This window comes from Mesorhizobium sp. 43Arga (assembly GCF_053714255.1).
In genome coordinates this window covers 266,888-291,778 of record NZ_JBSKBO010000010.1, presented here as the reverse complement: position 1 = coordinate 291,778, position 24,891 = coordinate 266,888, and the positions used below count along the sequence as shown (strand labels likewise).

The 24,891-nt window shown below is 63.3% G+C and carries 21 protein-coding genes; 6 read left to right on the top strand and 15 right to left on the bottom strand.

Translation table 11 applies throughout. The annotated features are described in order from the left end of the window. Positions 1–172: 172 nt before the first annotated feature. Together alaS and recA are read right to left on the bottom strand one after the other, a co-directional pair. A complete protein-coding gene (gene alaS, locus ACWGS8_RS29185; RefSeq protein ID WP_454584167.1) occupies positions 173–2,839 on the bottom strand; it encodes an alanine--tRNA ligase in 2,667 nt (888 codons plus the stop codon). Between the two features lie 260 nt (positions 2,840–3,099). Then, positions 3,100–4,197: a recombinase RecA gene (recA, locus tag ACWGS8_RS29180; protein ID WP_010909075.1), complete on the bottom strand. Its 1,098-nt coding sequence runs from the start codon at positions 4,195–4,197 to the stop codon at positions 3,100–3,102. Positions 4,198–4,478: 281 nt separating this feature from the next. On the opposite strand from recA, the gene ACWGS8_RS29175 reads away from it, so the two are divergent. After that, positions 4,479–5,423 carry a carbohydrate kinase family protein gene (locus ACWGS8_RS29175; protein WP_454584166.1) on the top strand — a complete coding sequence of 315 codons (945 nt, stop codon included), beginning with the start codon at positions 4,479–4,481 and terminating at the stop codon, positions 5,421–5,423. Positions 5,424–5,496: 73 nt separating this feature from the next. Further along, the gene (locus ACWGS8_RS29170; RefSeq protein WP_454584165.1) at positions 5,497–6,414 is read left to right on the top strand and encodes a pseudouridine-5'-phosphate glycosidase; all 918 of its coding nucleotides are present in this window, start codon (positions 5,497–5,499) and stop codon (positions 6,412–6,414) included. Position 6,415: 1 nt separating this feature from the next. On the opposite strand, the gene ACWGS8_RS29165 is transcribed toward ACWGS8_RS29170, so the two are convergent. Continuing rightward, positions 6,416–6,739, bottom strand: coding sequence for a TfoX/Sxy family protein (locus ACWGS8_RS29165; RefSeq protein ID WP_454584164.1), 324 nt, complete (start codon positions 6,737–6,739; stop codon positions 6,416–6,418). A gap of 89 nt (positions 6,740–6,828) precedes the next feature. Between ACWGS8_RS29165 and ACWGS8_RS29160 the strand changes: the two genes are divergently transcribed. Continuing rightward, entirely contained in the window at positions 6,829–7,326 is a 498-nt protein-coding gene (locus tag ACWGS8_RS29160; protein WP_454584163.1) for a GFA family protein, read from the top strand. Positions 7,327–7,360: 34 nt separating this feature from the next. Here ACWGS8_RS29160 and sufA read toward each other — a convergent pair whose 3' ends face one another. The 7 genes from sufA to ACWGS8_RS29125 form a co-directional block, all read right to left on the bottom strand. Further along, positions 7,361–7,741 carry a Fe-S cluster assembly scaffold SufA gene (sufA, locus tag ACWGS8_RS29155; RefSeq protein ID WP_454584162.1) on the bottom strand — a complete coding sequence of 127 codons (381 nt, stop codon included), beginning with the start codon at positions 7,739–7,741 and terminating at the stop codon, positions 7,361–7,363. A gap of 184 nt (positions 7,742–7,925) precedes the next feature. Continuing rightward, positions 7,926–8,318, bottom strand: coding sequence for an SUF system Fe-S cluster assembly protein (locus ACWGS8_RS29150; RefSeq protein ID WP_454584161.1), 393 nt, complete (start codon positions 8,316–8,318; stop codon positions 7,926–7,928). Between the two features lie 5 nt (positions 8,319–8,323). Further along, the gene (locus ACWGS8_RS29145) at positions 8,324–9,568 is read right to left on the bottom strand and encodes a cysteine desulfurase (protein ID WP_454584160.1); all 1,245 of its coding nucleotides are present in this window, start codon (positions 9,566–9,568) and stop codon (positions 8,324–8,326) included. Between the two features lie 4 nt (positions 9,569–9,572). Next, on the bottom strand, positions 9,573–10,841 hold the full coding sequence (gene sufD, locus ACWGS8_RS29140; RefSeq protein WP_454584159.1) for a Fe-S cluster assembly protein SufD: 1,269 nt from the start codon (positions 10,839–10,841) through the stop codon (positions 9,573–9,575). Between the two features lie 25 nt (positions 10,842–10,866). Continuing rightward, complete coding sequence (sufC, locus tag ACWGS8_RS29135) at positions 10,867–11,622, bottom strand: Fe-S cluster assembly ATPase SufC (protein WP_023773200.1); 756 nt, start codon at positions 11,620–11,622, stop codon at positions 10,867–10,869. 27 nt (positions 11,623–11,649) lie between these two features. Beyond that, positions 11,650–13,167 carry a Fe-S cluster assembly protein SufB gene (gene sufB, locus ACWGS8_RS29130; RefSeq protein WP_454584158.1) on the bottom strand — a complete coding sequence of 506 codons (1,518 nt, stop codon included), beginning with the start codon at positions 13,165–13,167 and terminating at the stop codon, positions 11,650–11,652. Positions 13,168–13,355: 188 nt separating this feature from the next. Beyond that, on the bottom strand, positions 13,356–14,519 hold the full coding sequence (locus ACWGS8_RS29125) for a cysteine desulfurase family protein (protein ID WP_454584177.1): 1,164 nt from the start codon (positions 14,517–14,519) through the stop codon (positions 13,356–13,358). A gap of 239 nt (positions 14,520–14,758) precedes the next feature. Between ACWGS8_RS29125 and ACWGS8_RS29120 the strand changes: the two genes are divergently transcribed. Further along, positions 14,759–15,433: an alpha/beta hydrolase gene (locus ACWGS8_RS29120; protein WP_027046762.1), complete on the top strand. Its 675-nt coding sequence runs from the start codon at positions 14,759–14,761 to the stop codon at positions 15,431–15,433. Positions 15,434–15,454: 21 nt separating this feature from the next. After that, on the top strand, positions 15,455–16,105 hold the full coding sequence (locus tag ACWGS8_RS29115; protein ID WP_454584157.1) for an FMN-binding negative transcriptional regulator: 651 nt from the start codon (positions 15,455–15,457) through the stop codon (positions 16,103–16,105). Between the two features lie 12 nt (positions 16,106–16,117). On the opposite strand, the gene ACWGS8_RS29110 is transcribed toward ACWGS8_RS29115, so the two are convergent. From ACWGS8_RS29110 to ACWGS8_RS29095, 4 genes are read right to left on the bottom strand one after another with little or no spacing between them, the layout of a single operon-like run. After that, positions 16,118–16,933, bottom strand: a complete 816-nt coding sequence (locus tag ACWGS8_RS29110) for a phosphatase PAP2 family protein (RefSeq protein ID WP_454584156.1) — start codon at positions 16,931–16,933, stop codon at positions 16,118–16,120. 45 nt (positions 16,934–16,978) lie between these two features. Beyond that, positions 16,979–18,628: a glycosyltransferase family 39 protein gene (locus tag ACWGS8_RS29105; protein WP_454584155.1), complete on the bottom strand. Its 1,650-nt coding sequence runs from the start codon at positions 18,626–18,628 to the stop codon at positions 16,979–16,981. A gap of 41 nt (positions 18,629–18,669) precedes the next feature. Continuing rightward, a complete protein-coding gene (locus ACWGS8_RS29100; RefSeq protein ID WP_454584154.1) occupies positions 18,670–19,002 on the bottom strand; it encodes a lipid-A-disaccharide synthase N-terminal domain-containing protein in 333 nt (110 codons plus the stop codon). After that, positions 18,995–19,729, bottom strand: coding sequence for a glycosyltransferase family 2 protein (locus ACWGS8_RS29095; protein WP_454584153.1), 735 nt, complete (start codon positions 19,727–19,729; stop codon positions 18,995–18,997). The genes ACWGS8_RS29100 and ACWGS8_RS29095 overlap by 8 nt, the downstream gene beginning before the upstream one ends. Before the next feature lie 369 nt (positions 19,730–20,098). On the opposite strand from ACWGS8_RS29095, the gene tyrS reads away from it, so the two are divergent. Continuing rightward, complete coding sequence (tyrS, locus tag ACWGS8_RS29090) at positions 20,099–21,352, top strand: tyrosine--tRNA ligase (RefSeq protein ID WP_454584152.1); 1,254 nt, start codon at positions 20,099–20,101, stop codon at positions 21,350–21,352. A gap of 91 nt (positions 21,353–21,443) precedes the next feature. On the opposite strand, the gene ACWGS8_RS29085 is transcribed toward tyrS, so the two are convergent. Further along, positions 21,444–24,824 (bottom strand): hypothetical protein, encoded by a 3,381-nt coding sequence (locus ACWGS8_RS29085; protein ID WP_454584151.1) that lies wholly within the window; start codon positions 24,822–24,824, stop codon positions 21,444–21,446. Between the last annotated feature and the right edge of the window lie 67 nt (positions 24,825–24,891).

Here is a 24,891-nt window from a genome sequence, read left to right as displayed (position 1 = left end):
CGACATCGACAAAGTCCCCATTAGCCACCGCATCAAGAAATGCGCTTGGAATGACGACTATCTCATCCAGGCAATCGCTCATATGCGATAGCCCTGCCGTAAACGGGGAGAAGATGGCGGCAGCCAGATGAGGGGCAGCGCTGCCCTCCGAAGATAGGTCGCCTTCCGTGGCCTACGCCGCTTCGAGCGCCGCCTTCACAGCCGCGATCGCGTCATTGGCCTTCGAGGCATCCGGGCCGCCGGCCTGGGCCATGTCCGGCCGACCGCCACCGCCCTGCCCGCCCAAAACGGCGGAGGCGACGCGCACCAGGTCGACGGCGCTGAAGCGACCGACGAGGTCGTCGGTGACAGCGACGACAACGCTCGCCTTGTTGTCCTCACCGGCGCCGACGAAGACGACGACGCCGGAGCCGAGCGAGCTCTTGCCGGCATCGGCCAGCGGCTTCAAATCCTTCGGCGAGACGCCGGAGACCGCCTTGCCGAGGAAGCCGATGCCCGCGACCGTCTCGTTCTCCGAGGACGGGCCCGCCGCGGCCCCGCCGCCGAGCGCCAGTTTCTTGCGCGCTTCGGTCAGGTCCTTCTCGAGCTTCTTGCGCTCTTCGAGCAAAGCCTCGACGCGGGCCGGCACATCGGCGGGCGAGATTTTCAGCACAGCCGCCGCCGCCTTCAGACGCCGATCCTGCTCGTCGAGGTGTTTTCTGGCCGCTTCGCCGGTCAGCGCCTCGATGCGGCGCACGCCGGCGGCCACCGCGCTGTCGGAGACGACGCGGACCAGACCGATATCGCCGGTCGCCCTGACATGCGTGCCGCCGCAGAGTTCGACCGAATAGGGCCGGTTGGCCTTGGCACCATGCAGCCCCGTGCCCATCGACACGACGCGCACCTCGTCGCCATACTTCTCGCCGAACAGCGCCATGGCGCCCTCGGCGATGGCGTCGTCGACCGACATCAGGCGCGTGGTCACCGGGCTGTTCTGCACGACGATCTCGTTGGCCATGCGCTCGACCTCTTCGAGCTCCTCGGCCGAGATCGGCTTGTTGTGCGAGATGTCGAAACGCAGACGCTCCGGCGCGACCAGCGAGCCCTTCTGTGCGACATGGGTGCCCAGCACCTCGCGCAGCGCCTCATGGATCAAATGCGTGGCGGAGTGGTTCGCCCGCAGCCTGGTGCGGCGCGCATGCTCCACCTTGAGCTCGACGGCAGCGCCGGTCTTGACGGTGCCGCTCGCCACCTTGCCCAGATGCACGAACAGCCCGTCCGCCTTCTTCTGCGTGTCGGAGATCTCGATCGAGAACCCTTCGCCCGAGATGATGCCGGTATCGCCCATCTGGCCGCCGGACTCGCCGTAGAACGGCGTCTGGTTGACGACCACCGCAACGGCGTCGCCCTTGCCGGCGCTGTCGACGGTCTTGCCGTCCTTGACCAGCGCCTGGATGAGGCCTTCCGCCTGCTCGGTCTCGTAGCCGAGGAACTCGGTTGCGCCGGTCTGTTCGCGCACAGAGAACCACACGGTCTCGGTCGCGGCCTCGCCGGAGCCAGTCCAGTGCTTGCGCGCCTCGGCCTTCTGCTGCTCCATCGCGTTGGTGAAGCCGGCAAGATCGACCGAGATATTGCGCTGGCGCAGCGCGTCCTGCGTCAGGTCGAGCGGGAACCCATAGGTGTCGTAGAGCCTGAAGGCCGTCTCGCCATCCAGCATGTCGCCGGCATGAAGTGTTTCGGTTGCCTCCGAAAGCAGTCCGAGGCCACGCACAAGCGTCTTGCGGAAGCGCGTCTCCTCGAGCTTCAGCGTCTCCGTGATCAACTGTTCGCCGCGCAGCAGTTCGGGATAGGCCTGGCCCATCTCACGTACCAGCGCCGGCACCAGCTTCCACATCAGCGGCTCGTTCGCGCCCAGCAGCTGCGCATGGCGCATGGCGCGGCGCATGATGCGGCGCAGTACGTAGCCGCGGCCTTCGTTCGAAGGCAGCACGCCGTCGGCGACCAGGAAGGAAGACGAGCGCAAATGGTCCGCGATCACGCGGTAGGACGCCACCGTTCGCGCATCGGGAGCGCGGCCGAGCGCGGAGGACGCCGCATCGATCAAATGCCGGAACAGGTCGGTCTCGAAAACGCTTTCCACGCCTTGCAGGATGGAGGCCATGCGCTCCAGCCCCATGCCGGTGTCGATCGACGGGCGCGGCAGGTCGATGCGCTCCTCCTTCGTCACCTGTTCATATTGCATGAACACCAGGTTCCAGAATTCGAGGAAGCGGTCGCCATCCTCTTCGGGGCTGCCGGGAGGCCCGCCCCAGATGTGCTCGCCGCGATCGATGAAGATTTCCGAGCACGGCCCGCAGGGACCGGTGTCGCCCATCGCCCAGAAATTGTCCGAGGTCGCGATGCGAATGATGCGATCATCCGAGAAGCCGGCGATCTTCTTCCAGAAGCCGGCCGCCTCATCGTCGGTATGGTAGACGGTGACCAGCAGCTTGTCCTTCTTCAGCCCGAACTCCTTGGTGATCAGGTTCCAGGCAAGCTCGATGGCGCGCTCCTTGAAATAGTCGCCGAAGGAGAAATTGCCGAGCATCTCGAAGAAGGTCAGGTGGCGCGCGGTGTAGCCGACATTGTCGAGGTCGTTGTGCTTGCCGCCGGCGCGAACGCTCTTCTGGGCGGTGGTGGCGCGCGAATAGGACCGCTTCTCCAGACCGGTGAAGACGTTCTTGAACTGCACCATGCCGGCATTGGTGAACATCAATGTTGGATCGTTGCGCGGCACGAGCGGGCTCGAGGCCACGACCTCGTGGCCCTCCTTGCGGAAATAGTCGAGAAATGTCGACCGGATCTCGTTCACGCCACTCATGACTGCTGCCTTTTCGCGAAAACCGCCGGCGCGGCCGGCGGAAACTGGTCTCTGCTTTGCAGAAATAGACTTGGCCTTTTAGCGGGCACGCCCCAGCCTGTCCAGAAACACGGAACTGGGCCAATCCGGGGAGTCTATTGGTCCGCCAGAAACGAAAACCGCCGGCGCGAAGGCCGGCGGTTTTGGACGCGGTACTAAAGAACTCGATTACTTAAGCATCAGGCCATAGACCGACTTTATGGCCGAACTCTGTCCGCTGCCTACATCGCGCCGGCTTCGTCCTCAAAACCGTCGTCGCCGCCTTCAGAGCCGCCATTCTCGAGGAATTTTTCGGCGATCAGCCCGGCATTCTGCCTGAGCGCCAGTTCGATCTCGCGTGCGGTATCGGGATTGTCGCGCAGGAACAGCTTTGCATTTTCGCGGCCCTGGCCGAGGCGCTGCGAATTGTAGGAGAACCAGGCGCCCGACTTCTCGACCACGCCGGCCTTGACGCCGAGATCGACCAGTTCGCCGGTCTTGGACACGCCCTCGCCATACATGATGTCGAATTCGACCACCTTGAAGGGCGGCGCCAGCTTGTTCTTGACCACCTTGACCCGGGTCTGGTTGCCGACGACCTCGTCACGATCCTTGACCGAGCCGATGCGGCGGATGTCGAGGCGCACCGACGCATAGAATTTCAGCGCATTGCCGCCGGTCGTGGTCTCGGGCGAACCGAACATGACGCCGATCTTCATGCGGATCTGGTTGATGAAGATCACCATGGTGTTGGAGCGCGAGATCGAGGCGGTCAGCTTGCGCAGCGCCTGGCTCATCAGGCGGGCCTGCAGGCCGGGCAGCGAATCGCCCATCTCGCCCTCGATTTCGGCGCGCGGCGTCAGTGCCGCGACCGAATCGACCACCAGCACGTCGATGGCGCCGGAACGCACCAGCGTGTCGCAGATTTCCAGCGCCTGCTCGCCGGTGTCGGGCTGCGAGATCAGCAGGTTTTCAAGATCGACGCCGAGCTTGCGGGCATAGACCGGGTCGAGCGCGTGTTCGGCGTCGACGAAGGCGCAGATGCCGCCCTTCTTCTGGGCTTCAGCCACCGTGTGCAGCGCCAGCGTCGTCTTGCCCGAGCTTTCCGGCCCATAGATCTCGATGATACGGCCGCGCGGCAGGCCACCGACGCCGAGCGCGATGTCGAGGCCAAGCGAGCCGGTCGGCACCGTTTCAATCTCGACGACCTGCTCGTTCGCGCCGAGCCGCATGATCGAGCCCTTGCCGAAAGCCCGCTCGATTTGCGACAGCGCCGCATCCAGAGCCTTTGATTTGTCCACTGCCTTATCCTCTACAAGCCGCAAAGAATTCTGAGCCATGATACATCACCCCTTGGTCGTCAATGAAGGCCGGACAATCCGTAATCCCTGCCATTTTGTACCTTTTTTGTTCTCGTTTGGCAAGAGGGATCAAATATCTGAAAACCAAGCGATATCCGGATTTGTTCTTTTTTCGTACCAAGAGATCGAACAGGAATGCGCCCCGCATTGGGCCAGACTGCCCGATTGTATCGACCCGCCGAATCGCCATCTTGCTGGCGAAGGTCTATGGCGCAGTCTAGCGCTTGTGCAGTCGCAATAACAAAGGGCATATCGCCAGCATGGTGAAATCCATAGAGATACTGGCCGTGGGCGGCGCCCATATCGACCGGCGTGGACAGGTGTCAGGCACCTACGTGCCGGCGGCGTCCAATCCCGGCACGATGCGCGAGGATGTCGGCGGCGGCGTGTTCAATGCGCTGCGCAGCACGGTGCGGCGCGGCGTATCGGGCTCGCTGATGTCGATACGCGGCGGCGATGCCGGGGCGGACACCATTTCGAGGGCCATCGCGCAAGCCGGCATCGCCGACCTGTCGGCGGTCTTCCTCGACCGCACGACGCCGAGCTACACCGCGTTGATCGATCGCGAGGGTGAGTTGATCGTCGGCTTCGCCGACATGGCGCTGTACGAACTGGCGTTTCCCAAGCAGATGAGGCGATCCAAGGTCCGCGAGGCGATCGCGGCCGCCGACGCCATCCTGTGCGACGCCAATCTGCCGTCGCCGGCACTGGAGCGGCTGGCTTCGCTTGCCGCCGGCAAGCCGGTCTATGCCATCGCCATTTCGCCGGCCAAGGTGGTGCGGCTGATACCGGTGCTCGGCGCGCTGGCGCTGGTCTTCATGAATCGGCGCGAGGCCGTCGTGCTTGCAGGCGTCAACGCCAACGCCGCCGAAAGAAATGTCGTCGACGGCTTGCGATGCAGCGGCCTTGCCAGCGGCGTCGTGACGGCAGGCAGCGCGCCGGTGCTGGGTTTCGATGAAGCAGGCGCGTTTTCGATCCTGCCGCCTGCCCCGAGAAAAGTCGCCGATGTCACCGGCGCCGGCGACGCGCTGGCGGGTGCGACGGTGGCAGCCCTGCTGCGCGGCCTGCCGCTGCGCCAGGCCTTGCGGGAAGGCGTCGCGGCGGCGACGCTGGCCATCGAAAGCGCCGACGCCATTCCCAATTTCACCGCGGCAAGCTTCGCGGAAGCGCTGGCTCTTGTGCCGGAAGCCAGGGAAGTGGCATGAGACCGGCAAATTCATAGTACCGCTGTGTTGCCGGGTGTCCCCCATGCGCCGCACCCGCGAGTTGGAGATCCAGATGAGCCCCGAAACCGCCCGCCCCTTCATCGACATCCACGCGCCGGTGGCGCAAGCCCTGGCCGCCGGGCGCCCGGTTGTGGCGCTGGAAAGCACCATCATCACCCATGGCATGCCCTACCCGGACAATGGCGCCATGGCGGCCAATGTCGAAAAGATCATCGGCGACGGCGGCGCCGTACCGGCGACGATCGCCGTGGTTGGCGGCCGCATCAAGATCGGCCTTTCCGACGGCGAACGCGAATCGCTGGCAATGACCGGTGAAGCCATGAAGCTGTCGCGCGCCGACCTCGGCTTCGCCGTCGCCCGAGGACGCACCGGCGGCACGACAGTCGCCGCCACCATGATCGCGGCTGAAATGGTCGGGATAAGAGTGTTCGCCACCGGCGGCATTGGCGGCGTGCACAAGGGCGCCGAGAAGAGTTTTGACATCTCCGCCGATCTCGACGAACTGGCGCGCACGCCGGTCATCGTGGTCTCGGCTGGCGCCAAGGCGATCCTCGACATCGAAAAGACGCTGGAAGTGCTGGAGACGCGCGGCGTTCCCGTTGTCGGCCATGGCTGCGAGACGATGCCGGCCTTCTGGTCGCGGCAGTCACCGTTCCGCGCCCCGCTGACCTTGCATGGACCGGAAGAGATCGCGCATTTCTACCAGACCAGGGTTGCGCTGGGGCTCGGCGGCGGCGTGCTGGTTGCCAACCCTGTGCCGGAAAATCAAGAAATCCCGGCTGAAGAGATGGCGGGCTACATCGAAGCCGCGCAAAAGGCCGCCGAGGCGCTCAACGTGACCGGCAAGGCGGTGACGCCGTTCCTGCTGGGAAAAATCCTGGAGTTGACCGGCGGCCGCAGCCTCAAGACCAACATCGCCCTGGTCGAAAACAATGCGCGGCTGGCGGCCGAGATCGCCAAGGCGCTGTAGGTCACGTCCCTGCGCGCCGACCTGCCTCATAGGCGCGGCGTGCCCACACCGTCATCTCGTCGGGATCGTCAAAGGCGCTGTCGGGAATGTTCCAATAGGGCATCGCGACAAGCTTGCCGTGGCGCTTGCCGGTATAGGCCCATTGCTTGCATCCGGCGGCTTCGAAATCGGGCGCGCTTTGCGCGTCGGCCTTCAGCAGCAATTCGCCGCGCAGTTCGATGGCGACGATGACGCCGTCGAAATAGATGCCCTTGCCGCCGAACAGCCTGCGGATGCTGACCGGACCGAGGCCGGCGAAGAGTTCGGCGATACGTTCATTGTCCATGCGGTGATCATGTCACCGGCGTTCGATATTGTCATCGCGCAACCAAAACCATGCTGACAGGTTGAAACCATTCCATCGGAGTTTTTGCGATGCCGCTTCTGCTCAAGGGGTCCTGCCGCTGCAACGCCGTGCGTTTCGAGGTGGAAAGCCACACGCCCGTGCCGTTCATGCTGTGCTACTGCTCGATCTGCCGCAAGCAGCAAGGCGGCGGCGGCTTCGCCATCAATCTCGGCGCCGACTACGAAACGCTGAACATCAGGGGCAAGAGAAGCCTTGGCGTCTACCGCGCTGAGATCGAGGACGACGAGCACCCCCATTGTGAGGTCTCGACCGGCGAGCGCAATTTCTGCCGCAAATGCGGGTCGGCGCTCTGGCTCTACGACCCGACATGGCCGGAGCTGGTGCACCCCTTCGCCTCGGCGATCGACAGCGACCTGCCGCAACCACCGGAAAAGGTGCATCTGATGCTGAAATATAAGGCGAACTGGGTCGAACCCGATATCGGCAGGGGCGACAAGACGTTCGATGTCTATCCCGCGGAATCAATCGCCGACTGGCACAAGCGGACTGGCATGTGGGTGGATTAAGGTCCTTCTCCCCGTAAACGGGGCGAAGGAAAGATCAGGCCGACGCGCGTGCCTCTGCCAGCGCCTTCAGGTCAGCCGGCTTCAATTCGACGGATTCGCCGCAGCCACAGGCCGAACTCTGGTTCGGGTTGTGGAAGGTGAAGCCGGTGCGCAGCGTGGTCTGCTCGAAATCCATCTCGGTGCCGAACAGGAAAAGCGCGGCTTCCGGCGCGACATAGACATGGGCACCATTGCGCTCGATATGGTCGTCCTTGGTGTTGGGTTCGGTGACCAGGTCGACCGTGTATTCCATGCCGGCGCAGCCGCCCTTCTTGATGCCCAAACGAATACCATGCGCGTTGTCGCGGGTGGCAACGATCTCGCGCACCCGGTCAGCGGCCTTTTCGGTCATCGTGATGACGGCAAAGCGTCCCATTCTCTTTCCTTCTCCATTCCGTGCAGGTTCAAGGCCTGCCGAATGATTCCTCACCTAAAATGGTGAAGTTTTACCACTGGCGCAAGTGCACCACGCTCGACCCGCCTAAAGCGTGAGGCGCTTTTGGTTTTTGTTTTATGCATGTCGTTGCCCCAAAACCGAGGTCACTTTTGGGCGACATGCATTAGTACCACCCCACCGCCACCTGCGCCTCTTCCGACATGCGGTCGGGCGACCAGGGCGGGTCGAAGGTCATGTTGACCTCGACGCCGGACACGCCTTCGACGGCGCCGACGGCATTTTCAACCCAGCCCGGCATTTCGCCGGCCACCGGGCAACCCGGGGCGGTCAGTGTCATGTCGATCTTGACCGAGCGGTCGTCCTCGATGTCGATCTTGTAGACGAGGCCGAGTTCGTAGATGTCGGCGGGAATTTCGGGATCGTAGACCGTCTTCAGCGCCGAAACGATGTCGTCGGTCAGCCGCGCCAGTTCGTCGGCGGGAATGGCCGAGGCCGAGACGATGCCGTTGGCGGCCGTTTCCGGCGCGGTCTCGGCGGTGGTGCTCGCATCATCCATGGCCGTCATCCAAAGAACTTGCGCGCTTTTTCAAGCGCCTCGGCCAAAGCGTCGACTTCGGCCCTGGTATTATACATGCCGAACGATGCCCTGCATGTGGAGGTTACGCCAAAGCGTTTCAACAGCGGCTGGGCACAATGGGTGCCAGCACGCACGGCCACGCCCTGCCTGTCTATCACCATAGACACGTCATGGGCATGAATGCCCTGCAGTTCGAAGGAGATGATGGCGCCCTTGCCCGGCGCATCGCCGAAGATGCGCAGCGAGTTGATGGCGCGCAGCCGCTCATGCGCGTAGGTCTTGAGGTCTTCCTCATGCGCCGCAATGCGCTCGCGGCCGATCTTTTCCATGTAGTCGAGGGCAGCACCGAGCCCGATCGCCTGGACGATCGGCGGCGTGCCGGCCTCGAAGCGATGCGGCGGCTCGTTGTAGGTGACGATGTCTTCCGTCACTTCCTCGATCATCTCGCCGCCGCCCATGAAGGGGCGCATGCCCGCAAGAATGTCCTTCTTGCCATAGAGCACGCCGATACCCGAGGGACCGTAGACCTTGTGGCCGGTGAAGACGAAGAAGTCGCAGTCGAGATCCTGCACGTCGATCGGCATATGCACGGCGCTCTGGCTGCCGTCGACCAGCACGGGAATTCCACGCGCATGCGCGATGCGCACGATCTCCTTGATCGGCGTCACCGTGCCCAGCGCATTCGACATCTGCGTGATGGCGACGAGCTTGGTGCGGTCGGTCAGCCGCTTCTCGAACTCCTCGATGTGGAAGGCGCCGAGATCGTCGACGGGCACCCAGACCAGCTTGGCGCCCTGCCGCTCGCGGATGAAATGCCAGGGAACGATGTTGGAGTGGTGTTCCATGATCGACAGCACGATCTCGTCGTCCTCGCCGATATTGGGCATGCCATAGCCATAGGCGACGGTGTTGATCGCCGAGGTCGTGTTGGAGGTGAAGACGATGTTGTCGGTGCTCGGCGCGTTGAGGAAGCGACGCACCGTCTCGCGCGCCTTTTCATAGGCGTCGGTCGCGGCATTCGACAGGAAATGCAGGCCGCGATGGACGTTGGCGTATTCCTGGGAATAGGCATGCTGGATCGTGTCCAGCACCACCTGCGGCTTCTGCGCCGAGGCGCCGTTGTCGAGATAGACCAACGGCTTGCCGTAGACTTCACGCGACAGGATCGGGAAGTCGCGGCGGATCGCCTCGACGTCGTAGAAATCTCCGATCTTGCCTGGAGCGTTCATGATCTCACCCGTGCGTCACAAACCATTCGTCGAGTCTCGCTTCCAGCGCCTCGACGATCGTCTCGTCGTCCAGTTCCTCGATCACCTCGGCGACGAAGGCCTTGACCAGCAGGCCACGGGCAGACTTCTCGTCGACACCGCGCGCCATCAGGTAGAACAGATGGTCGTGGTCGATCTCGGTCACCGTCGCGCCATGGCCGCAGACGACGTCGTCGGCGAAGATTTCGAGCTCCGGCTTGGTCGAGAACTCGCCATCGTCCGACAACAGCAGCGTGTTGCAGGCCATCTTGGCGTTGGTCTTCTGCGCATATTGGTGGACGTTGATGCGGCCCTGGAAGACGCCGCGCGCCTTGCCCGTCACGACGTTGCGGATGACCTCGGTCGAAGTCGTGTGCGGCACGGCGTGGTCGAGCACCATCGTTACGTCGCTATGGGTATCGCCGGCCAGAAGGTTGATGCCGCGCAGTTTGAAATCGGCGCCTTCGCCCGTCGTCTTGACCATGACCTCCTGGCGCACAAGCTTGCCGCCGGCGTTCATGACGAACAGCGCCAGCTTCGCGTTCTTGCCGATATGGGCCTTGAACTGCGCCAGATGCGTCGCCGTCTCCGGCTGTTCCTGGACGATCAGCCACGTCACCTCGGCGCCCTCGCCGAGCACGAGCTGGCTGACCGAACTGACCAGCGCGGCACCATCACCCGCCTGACGCTCGACGATGACGGCCTTGGCGCCGTTGCCGATGCGCACCATGAGGCGCACATGGGCCTGGCCGCCGGCCTGCAGGTTCTGCAGTTCGATCGGCTTTTCCAATTCGGCGCCGTCGGCGATGTCGACAAAATAACCGTCGGCGAGGAAAGCCGTGTTCAGCGCACCGATGGCATCGTCGCTGCCATAGGGGTCGAGCCCCGGCGCGATGCTGCCATCAATCAGCTTTTCCGACAGGCACTCGACGGTAACGCCTTCGATGGCCGGCACCTTGGCGTCGGACTTGCCGTTCAGAACCGGCAGGACGGCGGACCCTTCCACGATCGGTGCAACAGCCTTCGCCATGGCAGCCGGGTCGAAATCCGGCACCGCGTTCAGCAGCCGCCGCAAATCGGTGTAGTGCCAGGATTCGATGCGCCGGGTCGGCAGGCCGTGCTTGACCCTTTCTATGGCGTCGTCGCGCTTCAGCATCACCGCGCCGTCGCCCGGCAGCAGCGACAGCCGGTCGCCGAACGCGTCGATCAACGCTGTTTCGGCCGGTGTCCGCTGCGGTTGTGCGTGCATGTTCATCAGTTTGACCTTGCCTTCTGGCATCTCACGCGGCTTCGCCGATCACACCGGCATAGCCATTGGCTTCGAGGTCGAGCGCCAGCGACTTGTCGCCCGATTTGATGACCTGGCCCTTGTAGAGCACGTGCACGCTGTCGGGCACGATGTGCTCGAGCAGCCGCTGATAGTGGGTGATCACCAGGAACGCCCGGTCCGGCGCGCGCAGCGCGTTGACGCCGTCGGAAACGATCTTCAGCGCATCGATGTCGAGGCCGGAATCGGTTTCGTCGAGCACGCACAGTTTCGGCTCCAGCAGCTTCATCTGCAGGATCTCGGCGCGCTTCTTCTCGCCGCCGGAGAAGCCGACATTGAGCGGCCGCTTCAGCATCGCCATGTCCATGTTGAGCGAGGCTGCGGCTTCCTTCACCCGCTTCAAAAATTCCGGGATCTTCAGCGGCTCCTCGCCGCGCGCCTTGCGCTGCTCGTTCATGGCCACTTTCAGGAATTCCATGGTCGCCACGCCCGGTATTTCCATCGGATACTGGAAGGCGAGGAAAATGCCTGACGTGGCGCGCTCTGCCGGATCCATTTCGAGGATCGACTGGCCGTTATAGAGGATGTCGCCTTCGGTGACCTCATAGTCCTCGCGGCCGGCCAGGATATAGGACAGCGTCGACTTGCCCGAGCCGTTCGGGCCCATGATCGCGGCGACCTCGCCGGCTTTCACCGTCAGGTTCAGGCCGCGGATGATTTCGGTGCCGTCATCGACGATGCGGGCATGCAGGTTCTTGATCTCAAGCATTCTTTTGTTTCCTGAATATCTGTCCGGTCAGCCGACCGAGCCCTCAAGCGAGATGCCAATCAGCTTCTGCGCCTCGACGGCGAATTCCATCGGCAGCTGCTGGATGACGTCCTTGACGAAGCCGTTGACGATCAGCGCGATGGCTTCCTCTTCGGGAATGCCGCGCTGCATGACGTAGAATTTCTGGTCCTCGGAAATCTTCGACGTCGTCGCCTCATGCTCGAACTGTGCGGTCGAGTTCTTGGCTTCCATGTAAGGCACGGTGTGCGCGCCGCACTGGTCGCCGATCAGCAGGCTGTCGCAATTGGTGAAGTTGCGGGCGTTGGTCGCCTTGCGGTGCGCCGAGACCTGGCCGCGATAGGTGTTCTGCGAGAAACCGGCGGCGATGCCCTTGGAGATGATGCGGCTCGACGTGTTCTTGCCGAGATGGATCATCTTGGTGCCGCTATCGACCTGCTGATAGCCGTTGGAAACGGCGATCGAATAGAACTCGCCGGAAGAGTCGTCGCCGCGCAGGATGCAGCTCGGATACTTCCAGGTGATGGCCGAACCGGTCTCGACCTGCGTCCACGAGATCTTCGAGCGGTCGCCGCGGCAGTCGCCGCGCTTGGTGACGAAATTGTAGATGCCGCCCTTGCCCTCGGCGTCGCCGGGGTACCAGTTCTGCACGGTCGAATATTTGATCTCGGCATCGTCGAGCGCCACCAGTTCGACGACCGCGGCATGCAGCTGGTTCTCGTCGCGCTGCGGCGCGGTGCAGCCTTCGAGATAGGAGACGTAAGCCCCCTCCTCGGCGATGATCAGCGTGCGCTCGAACTGGCCGGTGTTCTTCTCGTTCATGCGGAAATAGGTCGACAGCTCCATCGGGCAGCGCACGCCCTTGGGCACGAAGACGAAGGAGCCGTCGGTGAAGACGGCCGAATTCAGCGTGGCGTAGAAATTGTCGGAGGTCGGGACGACCGAGCCGAGATATTTCTGCACCAGTTCCGGATGCTCGCGGATGGCTTCCGAGATCGAGCAGAAGATGACGCCGGCCTGCGCCAGCTCCTTCTTGAAGGTGGTGACGACGGATACGGAATCGAACACCGCGTCGACGGCGACACGGCCGGATTTGTAGACGTTGTCGCTGGGCTCCTCGAGATCGGAGGCATCGGTCTTCTGCACGCCGGCCAGGATCTCCTGTTCGCGCAGCGGAATGCCCAGTTTCTCGTAGACCTTCAAGAGTTCCGGATCGACATCGCTGAGCGACGACGGGCCAGGCGTGCTCTTGGGCGCCGCATAATAGTAGATGTCCTGGAAATCGATCTTCGGGTAATTGACGCGCGCCCAGGTCGGCTCCTCCAGCGTCAGCCAGCGCCGATAAGCTTCCAGGCGCCATTCCAGCATCCAGGACGGCTCGTCCTTCTTGGCCGATATGAAACGGATGATGTCTTCGCTCAGGCCCTTGGGGGCCTTGTCGACAGCGATCTCGGTCTGGAATCCATATTTGTATTGGTCGACGTCGATCTTTCGGACCCGATCGATCGTGTCCTGCACAGCAGGCATATCCGTTCTCCATCCACGCCGGGGTCAAGGCCCGACAGTTTTCAAACTATGGCACCGCAAACGGCAGCCCCTGGAGGCGCCGGAAGTGGCGTAAGTTCCATATAGTGCGTTTCGACCGGAAATTCACCCGGCCACTTGCAAACGCACGGCTCTACCAGGCTGCGAAGCCTGAATTCCTTTTCACCGCGTCAGGCGGCCTGTTCCCTGCCCGTCCGGCGCTGGGCAATCCCCGCCAGCGCAGTGCGGAACAATTCAATGTCCTCCGCGCCCGTCGCTGAGCCGATCGAGACGCGCAAGGCGCCAAGACTGTCGCCATAGCCCATGGCTTTCAGCACGTGGCTCGGCCCGACCTTGCCCGACGAACAAGCGGAGCCGGCCGACAGCGCGACACCGGCGAGATCGAAGGCGATCTGCGCGGTTTCGGCCTTGATGCCCGCAATAGCGAAGAATGTCGTGTTGGCAAGCCTTGGCGCGCCGGTTCCAAAGATTTCCGCGTCCGGCACGAGCATTTTCACGATTGTCTCGATCTCGTCGCGGCGCTGGCGCACCGCATCGATCGCCGGCAGGCCGGCCAGCGCTTCGCGCGCGGCGGCGCCAAAGCCTGATATGGCGGCGAGATTTTCGGTGCCGCCGCGATGGCCCTTCTCCTGGCCGCCGCCATTGATCAGCGGCTTCGGCATCATCAGATCGGCGGCGGCGACGATCGCGCCGACGCCCTTGGGACCGCCGATCTTGTGCGAAGACAGAATCAAATAATCGGCGTAACCCGCTGACATGTCGATCGAAACGCGGCCGGCGGCCTGAACGGCGTCTACGACAAGAATGCCGCCAGCGGCCTTGACGATTTCGGCGATGCGATCGATTGGCTGGATCACGCCGGTCTCGTTGTTGGCGGCGTGGATTGCGACCAGCGGCAGGCCATCGGCCTTGTCGTGATCGCCAAGCGCCGCGGCCAAGGCGGCAAGGTCGGCAATGCCGTTGGCATCGACGCCGATGCGCGTCACCTGCACCGCCGGGAAGCGTCCGCCATTCAACAGGCAGGGATGGTCGGCCTCGCAGACGTAGAGCCGGCTCATGCGCACGCTGCCGCGCCCCATCTGCCAATCGGGGGCCAGCAATGTCGACGCGGCTTCCGTCGCGCCGGAGGTGAAAACGACATGTTCGGGCCTGGCATTGACCAGAGCCGCAACCTCGCGCCTTGCCGTCTCGATCAGGCGCCGCGCGGCGCGGCCCTCGGCATGGACCGATGACGGGTTGGCCGCCACGTCGAGCGCCGCGACCATAGCCTCGCGTGCCGCTGGGAGCAGCGGCGCACTGGCATTATAGTCGAGATAGGCGCGTTTTGCGGCCATTTTCGTCCAGTTGATCCCGTCAGAAGCCATTCGGTCGTCGTATGGCGTTATTTCCTTGAAATTCCAAGGCGAGCCGTCCTATTTACGCGGCTTGCGGCGCGGGTGGCCGGGCTCGACGTCTGGCCACCCAGTTTTGAATAGTTCTAAACTAGCTTCTAAGAAGACGCTCGCCCTGCGTCAAGGCCAGAGGAAGACTCGTTCCGGGCGCCGCGCATTCGTATACCCAAGTGGAGTATTTCATGCCTGAGGTCATTTTCACCGGTCCGGCCGGCCGCCTGGAGGGACGCTACCAGCCCTCCAAGGAAAAGAGCGCGCCGATCGCCATCGTGTTGCATCCGCATCCGCAGTTCGGCGGCACGATGAACAACAAGATCGTCTACGACCTCTTCTATATGTTCCAGAAGCGCGATTTCACCACGCTGCGCTTCAATTTCCGCGGCATCGGCCGCAGCCAGGGCGAATTCGACCACGGCACCGGCGAATTGTCGGACGCGGCCGCCGCACTCGACTGGGTCCAGTCGCTGCACCCGGATTCCAAGAGCTGCTGGGTCGCCGGCTATTCCTTTGGCTCGTGGATCGGCATGCAGCTTTTGATGCGCCGGCCGGAGATCGAGGGCTTCATCTCGATTGCGCCGCAGCCCAACACCTATGACTTCTCGTTCCTGGCGCCCTGCCCGTCATCGGGCCTGATTATCCACGGTGATGCCGACAAGGTGGCTCCGCCGAAGGATGTGCAAGGGCTGGTCGACAAGCTGCATACGCAAAAGGGCATCACCATCACGCAGAAGACCCTGCCCGGCGCCAACCACTTCTTCGCCAACCACGCAGATCTCTTGATCGAGGAATGCGCGGACTATCTCGACCGCCGGCTGGCGGGCGAATTGTCCGATCCGCGGCCGAAGCGGCTGAGATAAGCAGGAAAGGCACCAGCGCCGATGTACGAGCCTCCCCATTTCCAGGAAACGCGGCCCGACGTGCTGCATGGACTGATCAGGGCGCATCCGCTCGGCATGCTGATCTCGAACGGGCCTGACGGCCCGGTCGCCAACGCCATTCCCTTCTTGCTCGACGCCGCAGTGGCGCCGAACGGCAGACTGCGGGCTCACATGGCAAAGGCCAACCCGCATTGGCGTCTCATTGCCGACAATCCGGCATCGCCGGTGCTGATCGTCTTCCAGGGCGCCGACGCCTATGTGACGCCTTCCTGGTACGAGACCAAGCGCGAGACAGGCAAGGTGGTGCCGACCTGGAACTACGCCATCGTGCAGGTGCGCGGCACCGCAAAGGTGATCGACGACCAGGAGTGGCTGGCGCGGCAGATCGGTGATCTGACCGCTTCCCAGGAAGGTGCCCGCGAGGCGCCCTGGGCAGTGACCGATGCGCCCCCGCCCTTCATCCAGTCGCAGATCAAGGGCATTATCGGGCTGGAGATCGAGATCAGCGAGATCCACGGCAAGTGGAAGGTCAGCCAGAACCGCCCCGTCGCCGATCGCGCCGGCGTGGCGCAGGGACTTGAAAGCGAAGTCGCCAATGCATCCGACATGGCTCGCCTGGTAAGGTCGTACGGCGGCCTGGACAGCAATTGATCCGGCAACGACTTATTTTTCCGGAGCAATCAGCCGGAACGATGCCTTGCGGACCGGCAACCCTGACGGCATCGGACGGAAGATGAAGCCGAGCCGGGCAAAGACCAGCCCGCAAGCCAGCGCGAAGGCGCAGCCAAGGCCGAATCCGGCCACCGTATCGCTCGGATAGTGCGCGCCGACGAAAACCCTGGTCGAGGCGAGACAGGCGGTGATCACAAGGGTGATGTACCAACGCCGCGGAAACAAAAGCAGGAGAACGCCGAACACTGCCCCCATCGTCGTGGCATGGCCGGATGGAAAACCGGCGAAGCGCGCGTCAAAGGCAAACGGATGCAGGGCGAGCACACCAAAATCCTGGAAGTAGAGCGGGCGGGCCCGGCCGATCGCATATTTCAGCACATTGACCAGCAGGCCCGACAGGCCGACGGCGCTCAGCACCAGAAAAGCCAGGCAAGTCCAGTTGTAGACGAGCATCAGCGATCGCCGTGAAAGGCTGCGCCAATCGGTCAGATTGGCGCCGACGAGCAAAAGCGCCGACGGGATCAGGTACCAGCCACCGAGAGCGAACTGGGTCAGGAATTCCGCCAGCCCGGCTCCCGACCATTGACCATGGACCATCCCTGCCGGTGTATCGAGACGAACAAATGCCGCTGCCGTCAGCAACACCCAAACGGCGAGCCAAACCGGCCATGCGATGTTGGGGTAACGCGCGGGGCGAGCGGCAAAGCGTCCTCTCACGATCCGCATGGTGTCGCGAAAATTGTCCAGGGATCGGCGGCCCACCGCAAGCAGCGTGGCGGAAACGGAAGGGCGCGATTTTACGAGCATTGAGAATTCGACCCCATTGTTGCCGTCATGGGCATCGACGAGCCGTCATGGGGCCACACGATAGAGGCCAAGCGACAATTTGTCTCCCGACGAATAGTTGAGGCCATCGATCTCCGCGACCCGTTTCACCGATTTGCCTTGCACCGACAGTATGCCATTCAGTTTCTGCTCGTCCTCGATCGGCGCCAGCCCCAAGGCGCAGGCCGGATCGGCAAGCAGATGCTGCGCCACGCCGCCGACATCGGTCAGCACCGTCTTCGTGCCGACCAGGAAGACCAGGCTCGGCTCCTGAAACCGTGCCGAGGCCAGCACCGTCGTGTCGCAAGGCTTGTTGGCAAGCACCGCCTGCTTGATCGCCGGGCTCAGCCAGATCGGTTTCAGCGACGGCGCGATGACGCCGAACAGCAAGGCATAGGTGATGCCGGCACAGGCGGCGGTGGCTCCGATCCGGGGCAACGGCACCTGCAACTGCCGCGAAAAGGCGAAATAGCCAGTGCCCAATGCGGCGGCAGCGGCCGGAATGCTCCACCAGGAGAAGCTGTGGGTGAGGTAGATCGGCGCTCCAATGGAGACCGCCGCAAGGCCGAGGCTGACCACGAACAGACCGAAGGCGGTCGACCACCACAGCCATTGCTGCCAGCGCTTGAGCGATGCGTTGGCGTCCTCGGGCTGCAATGTCAGCAGCCAGCCGATCAGCAGCGCCATGCCGGGATAGGCCGGCAGCACATAATGCGGCAGCTTGGTCGGGATCAGCTCGAAAACCAGCCAGAAAGGGATGTACCAGGCAAGGCAGAAGCGCAACCTGACATCGTCGCGCATACGGTTGAGGGCCTGAAGGCCGGCGCCGACCGCGATCAGACCGAACGGCCACATGAACAGTGAATAGGTCAGCATGTAAAAGCCGGGCGGCAGGCCGTGCGATTCCTCGCCCGACGCGACCTTGCCGAGCATGTCCTTGCCGACGGCTTGCTGCAGGAAAGCGCCGTGGCTTTTCCAGGTGATCGCGGCAAGCCAGGGCAGCGCGATCACGACGACCAGCAACAGGCCGCGCCCAATCCTGAGCTTCGACAGCCAGCGCCCGTCACGTTCGAAGGCGAACAGCGCCGCGATGGTCAGCGCCGACAGCAGCGGCGCGATCGGCCCCTTGATGAGGATCCCCGCCCCTTGCGCGACCCAGAAAATCCACCAGAGATGGCCAGCGACCGGTTCGTTGCGGCGCGATGCGAGATAGATCTGCGCCAGCGCACCTTGCGCCGCCACGCAACAGGCCAGCAGCATCGCATCGGTCTTGGCGTCGCGGCCCTCGAAAGCCGTGGCGAAGATCGCCGCCAACACCAGGCCGGCGGCGATACCTGCATTGGCGCCGAAAAGATTGGTTCCCGTCCAGGCGATCGCCAGCACCGCGATGGCAATGCCGAGCGCCGAGATCGTGCGATAGACCCAGATCGGCGCCTCGGCGCCTTTGCCGCTCAGCGTCACGGCCGCCGATTGCAGCCAGTAGATACCTACCGGCTTCTGATAGCGCGAGGCCTCCTGGAAGCGGATGTCGACATAGTCGCCGCTCTCGGCCATCTGCTTGGTCGCCTGGACGAAGCGCGACTCGTCACGGTCGATCGGCGGCAGCGATGCCAGCCCCGAGAGCGTCATCACCAGGCTGAACAGGAAAAGAAGAATGTAGTTCCTGTTCAACGCCATGCATCCGCCTCTCTAACCATTTTCTCGCAATGACGGGCCACTCAATCGACCTTCGTCATCGCCGCCTTGCGCTCATTGGCGATCAGCCAGAGATTTCTGATGTAGATGAACATGCCCATGGCCTGGCCGGCGATGAACACCGGATCCTGGCGCTGGATGGCATAGATCAGAAGCAGGCCGCCGCCGAACAGCGAGAAGAACCAGAAGGCCACCGGCACGACGCTGCGCTTGGCCTTTTCCGAAGCCAGCCATTGCACGACGAAGCGCATGGTGAAGAAGAACTGCGCAACGAAGCCGAGCAGGATCCACGCATCGAATTGCTTGATGAAAACCTGGTGAAGCCAGGTCGCCAGTTCCTGAAGCACGTTAAACACGCTTGATTTCCTCTACTTTTGGCATTCTGCGGCGCCGGCGGCGCAGCCACCAGACACCGCCGAGATCGAGCGCGCCCTGCAGGCCGCGGTCGAAAATGCCGTAGTTTGACTTGCCGTGGCGGCGCGAACGGTCGACGACATCGCAATGCACGACGCGATAGCCTTCCTGGATGACCAGGGCCGGGACGAAGCGATGCGTGCCGTCGAAGAAGGGCAGTTTGCGCAGGATATCGGTGTGGATAGCCTTCAGGCCGCAGCCGGTATCGCGGGTCTCGTCGTGCAGGATGGCGTTTCTCAGCCAGTTGGCGAAGCGCGACGCCAGCTGCTTGACCTTGCTGTCGCGACGCTTGAGGCGCTGCCCCTGGGCGGCGCCGAAATCGGGGCCGGCCAGCCGCAAGGCGTCGACCAGCACCGGAATGTATTGCGGATCGTTCTGGCCGTCGCCGTCGATCGTGGCGACGATGCCACCGCGCGCCGCCCAGGCGCCCGAGCGCACCGAAAGGCTCTGGCCGGCGGATTTCTGGTGCCGCAGTTCCCGCACCGGAAAAGAACGAAGGGCCGCCTGTTCGGTAAGCACGGCAGCCGTCTCGTCGGTCGAGCCGTCATTGACGATGATCAGTTCGAAGTCGCGACCGGCCATCGCCGCCTCGATCTCGTCGATCAGCAGCGGCAGGTTTGCCGCCTCGTTCCTGCAAGGAATGACGATGGATATCAATGCGTCCGGCATGTCGCGTCGGGGCTCTGTCGTCGAATGTGGCATTGATGGATGCCGTGCGGTGCCGCTCGAGTTCGTGGGCTGCAAGAACCTTTGGCGCGGCGCCTCATTACGCCAGCCGAACCGATGAAGCAAGCATTCGTGCCGGAAGGCGCGATGCACCGTTTCAACAACGGGTGATCGTCAGGACAACCTGTGATCCCTGGCACATAGGCAATCTGGCGCAAAACCGGATTCCACTTTTGCTGATCGCGAACTGCTGGTTGGCACGCGATCAGACGCAAAACCGGATTCCACTTTTGCTGATCGCGCTTGGATGCTAAACGCGCCCGTTCACATATGCCCGCGCCGAACCGGGCGGATCCTTTCGGGAAAGAAACCATGCCTGCCTTCAAATCCGATTTCCTGCGCACGATGAGCGAGCGCGGCTTCATCCACCAGATTTCGGATGAGACCGGCCTCGACCAGCTTTTCGCCAAGGAAACGGTCACCGCCTATGTCGGCTACGACGCCACCGCCACCAGCCTGCATATCGGCAATCTGATCTCGGCGACCATGCTTTACTGGCTGCAGGAAACCGGGCACCGGCCGATCGCCTTGATGGGCGGCGGCACGTCGATGATCGGCGACCCGTCCTTCCGCGACGACCAGCGCAGCCTTTTGACGCCGGAAGCGATCGCCAACAACATCGAAGGCATCAAGCGCATCTTCGGCCGCATCCTGCGGTTCGGCGACGGCCCGAACGACGCCATCATGGTCAACAATGCCGACTGGCTGATGAAGCTCAACTATGTCGAGTTCCTGCGCGATGTCGGCCGCCATTTTTCCGTCAACCGCATGCTGACCTTCGACAGTGTCAAGCTCAGGCTCGACCGCGAGCAATCGCTGTCGTTCCTCGAATTCAACTACATGATCCTGCAGGGCTACGATTTCGTCGAGCTCGCCCGACGTCAGAACTGCCGCCTGCAGATGGGCGGTTCGGACCAGTGGGGCAATATCATCAACGGCGTCGATCTCGGCCATCGCATGGGTACGCCGCAGCTTTACGCGCTGACCACGCCGCTGCTCACGACATCGTCGGGCGCCAAGATGGGCAAGTCGGCAAAGGGTGCGGTGTGGCTCAACGGCGACCTCTTCTCGCCTTATGATTTCTGGCAGTACTGGCGCAACACCGAGGACGCCGATGTCGAGCGCTTCCTGAAGATATTCACCCGCCTGCCGCTGCCCGAAATCGCGCGCCTGGCGGCACTTGGCGGCTCCGAGATCAACGAGGCCAAGAAGGTCCTGGCGACGGAGACGACAGCGATCGTCCATGGCCGCGAAGCGGCGAACCAGGCCGAGGAAACCGCGCGCAAGACCTTCGAGGAAGGGGCGCTCGCCGACACATTGCCGACCGTCGGGGCCGACAAGGCAGCACTCGAAACCGGCGTCGGCATCCTGTCGTTGCTGGTCACGGCCGGGCTGGCATCGTCCAATGGCGAGGCGCGGCGGCACATACAGGGCGGCGCGGTTCGCATCAACGACCAGTCGGTCAGTGACGACCGCCGCATGGTCACGCTTCAGGATCTGAGTCCGGAAAACGTCGTAAAGCTTTCACTGGGCAAGAAAAAACACGTTCTGGTGCGGCCGGCCTGAGGCTCTAACTCTTTGTTTTGACGCAATTCCCAAGGGAAAGCGCTGCGCGCTTTTCCCGGAAAAACCGTTTCACACTTTTCCTCGAATTGCTCTAACGATACTCGAAGATCGACCGGAATATGCCCGGTGCGATCACCGACAGCGGGTTGACGTCGAGCACGGGCTTGTTGGCATTGCCTCGCAACCGGTAGGTGACGCCGATCAGGCCGCGGTCGCGCCCGTTGCCCAGCAGCGCGCCGACGATGGGCAATTCGCCGAAGATGCGGTTGAGGCCGTAGACCGGCATGAAGGTGCCGGTCATGTCCATATTGTTGTTCTGGTCATAGAGGATGCCCTGGAATGTCGTGCCGATGCGCGGACCGCGCAGCACGCCATTGGCCAGCTTCAGATAGCCGCTGCCTTTCTCGATCTCGGCATAGCCGCGCTCGAACTTGACCCGCGACGTGTCGAGATTGCCCTTGACCGCCTGGTTGAGGCTGCGGTTGTCGCCAGCCGGCGTGGTCGAGACGATGGAGGCAAGCTTCGGTTCGTTGACGACGAAGAAGTTGCTGGTGTCGACCTTGCCCTTCATCGGCCCGTCGCCGGCTCCGGTCAGCGCCAGCATGATCGAGCCGCCTTCCATGTGCTCGTAGACGTTCAGGAACCTCAATATCGCGCCGGCATCCGCTGACTTCACGTTGAGCGAGCGCCGGCCGTCGCCGGTGGTGTTGCTGATGGTGATGGCCGCGCCCGAACTTGCCGTGGCGCTGACCTTCAGCCCGTTCACCCTCGAGCCGGCCGCGCTGTAATCGAGCTTCAAATTGGACAGTTGTTCGTCATGAAAGCCGGTGAGCTGCTCGACGTCGGCGCTGACGGAAATGTTGTCTGTTCCGGTCGTCTTGGTCGCGGTGTCCACATCGGACGTAAACTGCTTGATGAGCGAACGGGCATCTAGCGCGTTGCCGTTGATATCGACGGCGTAGCCCTTGCCCGACCGCTTCACCGAAATCGCGACATCGTCGCCCCGGTTCAAGGTGACCTTGCTGAACTTCGCCGACGACAGGGCGCCGTTGACCAGCACGATGCTGCCGTCGATGGAGAATGTTTTGCCGTCGAGGTTGAAATCGGACAGTGTCGTGGTGTCGCCGGCCTTGGTCATGACGAAGGTGACACTGGCGGGAACCCCTGCCCCCTTGCTCCAGCCAGCCCAGGGTATGTCCAGCCTGGCATTGGTCAGGTCGGCAGATACATTCTGGTTGCCGCTGCCGCTCTTGTCGATGGCGACCTTCACCGTTCCGCCAAGCAGCGGCGTCAGGCCGGGCATGGCCGCGGCACGGACCTTGTCGTCGAGCACCAGGGCCACCTTGCGGCTGCGCGCCGGCCCGTCATCCGCCAGCGGCTCGATAAGGTCGAGTTCGGCCGGAATGCCGTTGAGCGATGCCTTGGCGGCGATCACCGCCTTTTCGGGATCGACGGTGATCGAACCGTCGGCATCCGTGACGGTCTGTCCCTCGAACGGCTTGGCCAGCGACAGGCCGGCATAGTCGAGCGACACCAGCCAGTCGAGCTTCGACGTATCGACACCGGACTGCAGCGGAATGTCCGCCCGGACATGGCCGGTGACGTTGCCGGACAGGTCCTCCGGCAGGAAGCCGACATGGCGCATGGCGTTGATCGGCTCGTAGGAAGCGAGTTCGGCCACAGCCGGCGCCTCGCCCTCCACATCGATGTCGAGGGCGCCGATGACCGGCGGGCGGTTCGCCGCCTTGACCGCCAGCGTACCGTTGCTGGCGGCCACGGTGCGGCCACTGGGCATGTAGACGGTGCCCGAGGAGAGCGAAATGTCGACGTCATTGCCGTGGAAGGCGACAACGCCGACGGCGTCGCGTATCGGCGGAATACGGCCGGCCGTGTCAAAGCGCGAACCTTCGATCTGGAAGCGGCCGAACACCTCGTCGGCCGAAAGCGGCACGCCGTTGCCGAGGCGATCCGGCACGACCTGGAACTGGAGGCTGGCATCGACGACGCGGCCGCCGAACAGATTGTCCAGCACCCAGAGCCGGGCATTGCGTGCCGAAAACCATGGCCACAACTGCTTGACGTGCGAGACCGGCATGTCATGGACGTTGAGCGCGAGATTGACCCCGGGGGCCTTGCCGTCGACGAACGCCACGGCCGCGGTGCCGAGTACCTCGCCTGAGGCAGCGGATCGAACCGCGATCTGCTCGGCCACCAATTTATGGCTCCTGGTCTGATAGACGCCGGCAATGCGGGCGAGGAAGGTCAGTGCGGGCTCCGGCGATTCCGACGGGGCCAGGGTCGAACCGTCGCTGGTCAGGTCATAGCGGTAGGAGGGTTCCTCGCCCGCCGCCCCTGTCGTCGGCTTTGGCCCTATCGAGCCGCCGAAATTGAAAGAGGACCGGCCGGTTTTCAGCAGCAACCTGTCGACCTGGATCTTGTTGCTGCCATGGACAAGCGTCGCGTCGACATCGACATCGGCGGGCAGCAAGCCGCGCGTGCCAAGATCGAGCACGGACCCGGTGGACGACAGGGCGGCCGTCAGCCGCGATGCATCTGTGCCAGATCCTTCCGATCCCGTCAGCTTCAACGCGACCGCGCCCAGCGTCCCGGCGCCGGCAGCGGTGTCGTCGGCAGCCGCCAGATCGACGCTTGCATCGAGCGCTGTCACGCGATGCGCGGCGATGTCGCGGGTGGCGGAGGCGGCAACCGTGACCGTTCTGCCGTCGACATTCGCTTCTGAGAAAAACTCCACCGCGCCCGGTCCCGACTGAACGACGGTGGCATCGGCGATCTTGATCAGCTTGATCGCTCCCGCGTCGGGCAGCACGAATTCGACATTGCTGAGATCGATCCGGCGCATCGAATCTTCCCGCACGGCGTCGAGTGCGCGATGGATGTCGCCAAACAGCACGTCGGACAGTTTCTCCGGATCGACGAGGCCGTCCTCGTTGCGCAATTGCGCTGTCCAGTCGCCGCCCGACGGCATCGCCGCCACAACGATGTGGGCATCCGAGATCCTGGCGCTGGTCAGCCGCACCTCTCCCCAAAGCAGCGGGATCAGGCGCATGCCGAAGCGGACGCGGCCGGCATCGGCCATCGGTTTATCGTCCGATGTCTTCAGGGTGACGTCGCTGACCTGAAGCGCCACGAAGCTCGAACTGTCGAGCGTGATGCGCGCCGGCCCGACCGCCACATCAACATCGACACCAGCGAGTTTCTCGATGGCGGTTTCCGCCTCCGCCCGAAGCCGCTCGGAGCCCACCCCGGATGCCCCGACCAGATAGACAACGACCGCGACCAGCACCATGAACGCGACAAAGCCGGCGAACACGCGCGAAAGGATGCGGAAGCCGCGGCCGATCGACGCCTGACCGAGCGGTGGAACGCGGCACGCGGACGGCAAGGCCCCCAGGTCGGTGATCTCGTCACGCCTGAACCTGATCTTCTCGTGCTGCGGTTGCTCCTGATCCACGCAATCTTCCGTTGTACAAATTCGCTCGTGGACGAATCCCCGGTCGACACTATATCGGTGTGGCGTC

Excerpts from the sequence above, each read along its gene's own strand:
- tyrS (WP_454584152.1), top strand. The coding sequence starts at position 20,099 with ATGCCTGCCTTCAAATCCGATTTCCTGCGCACGATGAGCGAGCGCGGC.
- ACWGS8_RS29150 (WP_454584161.1), bottom strand. The coding sequence starts at position 8,318 with ATGGATGATGCGAGCACCACCGCCGAGACCGCGCCGGAAACGGCCGCC.
- ACWGS8_RS29175 (WP_454584166.1), top strand. The coding sequence starts at position 4,479 with ATGGTGAAATCCATAGAGATACTGGCCGTGGGCGGCGCCCATATCGAC.
- ACWGS8_RS29110 (WP_454584156.1), bottom strand. The coding sequence starts at position 16,933 with ATGCTCGTAAAATCGCGCCCTTCCGTTTCCGCCACGCTGCTTGCGGTG.
- sufA (WP_454584162.1), bottom strand. The coding sequence starts at position 7,741 with ATGGGACGCTTTGCCGTCATCACGATGACCGAAAAGGCCGCTGACCGG.
- ACWGS8_RS29115 (WP_454584157.1), top strand. The coding sequence starts at position 15,455 with ATGTACGAGCCTCCCCATTTCCAGGAAACGCGGCCCGACGTGCTGCAT.
- ACWGS8_RS29165 (WP_454584164.1), bottom strand. The coding sequence starts at position 6,739 with ATGGACAATGAACGTATCGCCGAACTCTTCGCCGGCCTCGGTCCGGTC.
- ACWGS8_RS29170 (WP_454584165.1), top strand. The coding sequence starts at position 5,497 with ATGAGCCCCGAAACCGCCCGCCCCTTCATCGACATCCACGCGCCGGTG.
- ACWGS8_RS29120 (WP_027046762.1), top strand. The coding sequence starts at position 14,759 with ATGCCTGAGGTCATTTTCACCGGTCCGGCCGGCCGCCTGGAGGGACGC.
- sufD (WP_454584159.1), bottom strand. The coding sequence starts at position 10,841 with ATGAACATGCACGCACAACCGCAGCGGACACCGGCCGAAACAGCGTTG.
- ACWGS8_RS29105 (WP_454584155.1), bottom strand. The coding sequence starts at position 18,628 with ATGGCGTTGAACAGGAACTACATTCTTCTTTTCCTGTTCAGCCTGGTG.
- sufB (WP_454584158.1), bottom strand. The coding sequence starts at position 13,167 with ATGCCTGCTGTGCAGGACACGATCGATCGGGTCCGAAAGATCGACGTC.
- ACWGS8_RS29095 (WP_454584153.1), bottom strand. The coding sequence starts at position 19,729 with ATGCCGGACGCATTGATATCCATCGTCATTCCTTGCAGGAACGAGGCG.
- alaS (WP_454584167.1), bottom strand. The coding sequence starts at position 2,839 with ATGAGTGGCGTGAACGAGATCCGGTCGACATTTCTCGACTATTTCCGC.
- recA (WP_010909075.1), bottom strand. The coding sequence starts at position 4,197 with ATGGCTCAGAATTCTTTGCGGCTTGTAGAGGATAAGGCAGTGGACAAA.
- sufC (WP_023773200.1), bottom strand. The coding sequence starts at position 11,622 with ATGCTTGAGATCAAGAACCTGCATGCCCGCATCGTCGATGACGGCACC.
- ACWGS8_RS29125 (WP_454584177.1), bottom strand. The coding sequence starts at position 14,519 with ATGGCCGCAAAACGCGCCTATCTCGACTATAATGCCAGTGCGCCGCTG.
- ACWGS8_RS29145 (WP_454584160.1), bottom strand. The coding sequence starts at position 9,568 with ATGAACGCTCCAGGCAAGATCGGAGATTTCTACGACGTCGAGGCGATC.
- ACWGS8_RS29160 (WP_454584163.1), top strand. The coding sequence starts at position 6,829 with ATGCCGCTTCTGCTCAAGGGGTCCTGCCGCTGCAACGCCGTGCGTTTC.